This is a genomic window from Actinomadura sp. 7K534 (assembly GCF_004348575.1).
Classification (GTDB): Bacteria; Actinomycetota; Actinomycetes; order Streptosporangiales; family Streptosporangiaceae; genus Spirillospora; species Spirillospora livida.
This window is the reverse complement of record NZ_SMKB01000384.1, coordinates 1-4,249: the sequence shown is the minus strand read 5'-3', so window position 1 is coordinate 4,249 and position 4,249 is coordinate 1. Positions and strand designations below refer to the sequence as shown.

At 72.4% G+C, this 4,249-nt stretch carries 4 protein-coding genes; all 4 read left to right on the top strand.

Going from position 1 to position 4,249, the window contains the following annotated elements:
* Positions 1 to 239: 239 nt before the first annotated feature.
* Positions 240 to 914, top strand: a complete 675-nt coding sequence (gene cpaB, locus E1266_RS35970) for a Flp pilus assembly protein CpaB (protein ID WP_165966356.1) — start codon at positions 240 to 242, stop codon at positions 912 to 914.
* A gap of 7 nt (positions 915 to 921) precedes the next feature.
* Positions 922 to 2,502 carry an AAA family ATPase gene (locus tag E1266_RS35965; protein ID WP_132054868.1) on the top strand — a complete coding sequence of 527 codons (1,581 nt, stop codon included), beginning with the start codon at positions 922 to 924 and terminating at the stop codon, positions 2,500 to 2,502.
* Between the two features lie 5 nt (positions 2,503 to 2,507).
* Entirely contained in the window at positions 2,508 to 2,888 is a 381-nt protein-coding gene (locus E1266_RS35960) for a TadE/TadG family type IV pilus assembly protein (protein ID WP_132054866.1), read from the top strand.
* A 3-nt stretch (positions 2,889 to 2,891) separates the two neighbouring features.
* On the top strand, positions 2,892 to 4,249 hold a 1,358-nt coding region (locus E1266_RS35955; RefSeq protein WP_165966355.1), incomplete at its 3' end, for a CpaF family protein.

Genomic DNA, 4,249 nt, shown 5'->3' with positions numbered 1-4,249 from the left:
CCTCCGAGCCGACCCCCTCCGAGCCGCCCCCGTCCGAGGGCGCGCCGTCCATCGGGGACCTGCTCAACGGCACCGCGCCGCGGCCGGCCGACCCCTCCGAGCGGCCGGCGCCGGACGACGACTGGCCCCGCGCCGGCACCGTCTCCTTCCGCCCGCGGCACCCCGGCTAGCGCTCCCCGACCCCCCGACCCGAGAAACGGAGTCCCATGAACCCGCGCCAGCGACGTGGAGTTCTGCTGATGATCCTGGCTGCGCTCGGCGCCGTTGCCGTCTTCGTCAGCATCATCGGATACGTCGGCTCCGTCCGGGCCGAGGTGGGCGTGAAGACCGACGTGCTCAAGCTCAAGCGGCCGATCAAGGCGTTCACCCCGATCACCTCGGACGACCTCGAACGCATCCGGGTGCCGGAGAAGTGGTCCCCGGACACGATGGTGACCGACATCGCCCAGCTGGAGGGCAAGGTCGCCGCGGCCGACCTCCCGGCGGGCTCCCACCTGCAGACCGGCATGCTCGTCCCCGGCCCCTCCCTGGAGCCCGGCCAGCGCGAGATCGCCATCATGGTCGACGCGGAGACGGGCGTGGCGGGCAAGGTCCACGAGGGCATGACCGTCGACATCTACGCCACGTACCAGCGGCAGCAGGGCGAGCGGCAGCAGTCCTGCGCGGCGCGGATCGTCAGCGCGGCCCGGGTCATCCAGATCGGCCAGGAGACCAGGGTCAAGGATGAGCGGAACTCCTCGGTGACCGAGTCGCAGGTGCCGATCACGTTCGCGCTCAGCGCCCCGGACAGCCTGAAGCTCACCCGCGAGGAGAGCTTCGCCAACAAGATCAGGCTCGCGCTCATCGGCGGGTCGGCGGCGGGCGTCGACGGCGTCAAGCTCCCGCCGGTCTGCGAGACGGTCCCGGCGAGGTGATCCGGCGATGAGCATCCAGATCCTGCTCGGCATCGAGGACCGCGACCTCGCCGCCTCGCTGACCGGCCAGTTGCGCGAGCTGCCCGACATCAAGGTCGTCGCGGTGGAGACGTCGTCCAACCATGTGGCGGGCACGGTCGCGACCCTGCCGCAGCTGGACGTGGTGCTCGTGCACCAGGCGCTCGGGCCGCTGCCCGCGCTCGACCTGATCCGCGACCTGGTGGTCCGCCGCCCGCAGCTCGCCGTCATCCTGATCGCCGACGAGGCGACCGCGGAGACGCTGTCGGCGGCGATGGCGGCCGGCGCCCGCGGGGTCATCTCGAACGAGCCGACGCTGTCGGAACTGCAGAACCGCATCCAGCAGGCGTCGGAGTGGTCGCGGACCATGCGGCGCCACTTCACCTCCGTCGAGGTGCCGGGGCACCCGGGCCGGCTGGCCCGGCTGGTGACGCTGTGCGGCGCCAAGGGCGGCGTCGGCACGACCACGCTGGCGATCCACCTCGCGATCGCCGCGTCGTCCGCGGGACGGACGGTCTGCCTGGTCGACATGGACCTGCAGAACGGCGACATCCCGGGCTACCTGGACGTCCAGCACCGGCACAGCATCGCCGACCTCGCCGCGGCGGCCGGCGACCTGGACGGGGCCGTGGTCGCCGAGGCCCTGTTCGTGCACCCGTCGGGGCCGCACCTGCTGCTGGCGCCGGGGCAGGGCGAGGACGCGGAGGAGATCTCGGCACGGGCCGTCCGGCAGATCCTCACCGTGATCCGGTCCCGGTACGACGTCGTCATCGTGGACGGCGGGACCCACATCGCCGACGCGAACGCGATGGCCGTGGAGCTGGCGGACGAGGCCGTCATCGTCGCGACCCCGGACGTGCCGTCGCTGCGCTCCGCGCGGCGGCTGGCGCGGATGTTCGCGCGGCTCGCGATCCGCCGGGAGGAGGACGTGAGCGTCCTGCTCACCCGGCAGGACCGGCGCAACGAGATCCAGCCCGACCTGGCGCGCAAGATGGTCGCCTCCCCGCTGCGCGGCGTCACGGTGCCGGCGGTGTTCCGGGCGCTGGAGGAGGCCGCGAACACCGGCTCCCCGGGGGCGGTGAAGAACTCCGACTTCCGCAGGGCGGTCGGCCGGGCCGCCGCGGACCTGGGCCTGCTCGGCACCGACCCGCAGCCGGAGCCCGCGGCGGCGCCCGCCAGGCAGAAGCAGGGCGATGCCGGCGCGGTCGCGGTGGAGTTCGCCGGGATCCTCCCGCTCATCGTGCTCATCTTCCTCCTGGTGTGGCAGGTCGTCCTGATCGGGCTGACGTCCACCTACTCCAGCCACGCGGCGAACGAGGCGGCCCGCGCCGTGGCCGTGCTCGGCTACGACCAGCGCGACACCGAGGAGGCCAGGGCCAACCGCGAGGAGGTCCGGCGCCGGGCGGTCGGCCGCATCAAGGGCGACTGGAAGGACCGCGAGCACCTCACCATCAAGGTCGTGGACGGCTACGCGGTCGTCACCATCGACACCCCGATCCTCCTCCCGGGGCTGCGCAGCTCGTGGGGGATCGAGACCAGGACGAAGATCGTCGACGAGGGTGAGGGGTGAGGGGCATGGCGGCGCGCCGATCCCGGCGCCCGGGCGACAGGGGCGCCGTGGCGCTGGAGTTCGCGGGCTCGGTGCCCATCGCGTTCTTCGTCATCTTCCTCTCCTTCCAGGCGTACATCTCGTTCACCACGGTGTCGCGCGTGGAGAACATCGCCCGGACCGGAGCACGGGAGGCGAGCCAGCGCTACGACCCGCGGCTGTGCGTCGAGTACGCGCGGAACGTCCGGCCCGCGTGGCTGAACGACTACAGGATCGAGGGCGGAGCCACCACGGTGGACGGCGAGGACGCCGTCTACTGCCGGGTGGAGGCGAAGCTGCCGGTCCTCTTCAAGGGCGTGCCCTTGGACTACACCGTGAAGCGCACCGTCACGATGCCGCTGGGGTGAACCATGGCACTCAAAGATCGCTTGGAAGACGACCGGTCGGCCGGCGACCGGACCAGTAAGAACACCGTCCAGCACTGGCGGCAGCGGCTGCTGGAGGAGATCAACCTCGACGAGCTCGCGCGGCTGACGATGGCGCAGCGGCGGGCCCGGCTGGAGAAGGTCGTCGGGCTGCTGGTGACGCGGGAGGGCCCGGTCCTCGCCGCCGGGGAGCGCGCCAACCTGATCCGCCGGGTGGTGGACGAGGCGCTCGGCCTCGGGGTGCTGGAGCCGCTGCTCGCCGACCCGACCGTCACCGAGATCATGGTGAACGGCCCCGACGCGATCTTCGTGGAGCGGGCCGGCCGGGTGCACCGGCTGGACGGCGGCTTCGCCAGCGAGGACCAGCTCTACCAGACCATCGACCGGATCGTCGCGCAGGTCAACCGGCGGGTGGACGAGTCGAGCCCGATGGTCGACGCGCGCCTGCCGACCGGCGAGCGGGTCAACGTCATCGTGCCGCCGCTGTCGCTCGTCGGGCCCATCCTGACGATCCGGCGCTTTCCCCGGGCGTACTCGATCGAGGAGCTCGTGGAGCTGCGGTCGATGGACCCGGCGACGGGGATGCTGCTGGCCGCGTTCGTCCGGGCCCGGCTGAACCTGGTCATCTCGGGCGGCACCGGCACCGGCAAGACGACGATGCTGAACGCGCTGTCGGCGTTCGTCCCGGAGCACGAGCGCATCATCACGATCGAGGACTCCGCCGAGCTGCAGTTGAGGCAGGAGCACGTCATCCCGCTGGAGTCGCGCCCGCCCAACATCGAGGGCAAGGGCGCGGTCACGATCCGCGACCTGGTCCGCAACGCGCTGCGGATGCGCCCGGACCGCATCATCGTCGGCGAGGTCCGCGGCGGCGAGACGCTCGACATGCTCCAGGCCATGAACACCGGCCATGACGGTTCGCTGGTGACGGTGCACGCCAACTCGACGGAGGACACCGTGCACCGCCTCCAGACGCTGGCCAGCATGAGCGACGTCAAGCTGCCGTTCGAGGCGATCCGCGACCAGATCGCCAGTGCCGTCGACGTGGTCGTCCAGCTGAGCCGCGGCCCGGACGGGTCGCGGCGGATCACCGAGGTCGCGGTGGTGGACCCGGCCCGGCGCGACGCCTCCGCGCTGCTGCCCGTCATGCGGTTCCAGCCCGAGCCGATCGGCCCGGACCGCGAGATCCGCGGGGTCTTCCGGCCGCTGGCGCTGCCGGACGCCCTGCTCACCCGGCTGTTCCACGCGGGCGAGAGCGTCCCGCCGGTGTTCGCCCACTCGATGAACGGCGGCACCCGGGGGCGGGGCGGGGGGCGTCCCCCCGCGACCGGTGGGACGCGAGG

What these genes read in the sequence shown, in the direction of transcription:
- cpaB (WP_165966356.1), top strand. Translation starts at nt 240, where the DNA reads ATGATCCTGGCTGCGCTCGGCGCCGTTGCCGTCTTCGTCAGCATCATC.
- E1266_RS35965 (WP_132054868.1), top strand. Translation starts at nt 922, where the DNA reads ATGAGCATCCAGATCCTGCTCGGCATCGAGGACCGCGACCTCGCCGCC.
- E1266_RS35960 (WP_132054866.1), top strand. Translation starts at nt 2,508, where the DNA reads ATGGCGGCGCGCCGATCCCGGCGCCCGGGCGACAGGGGCGCCGTGGCG.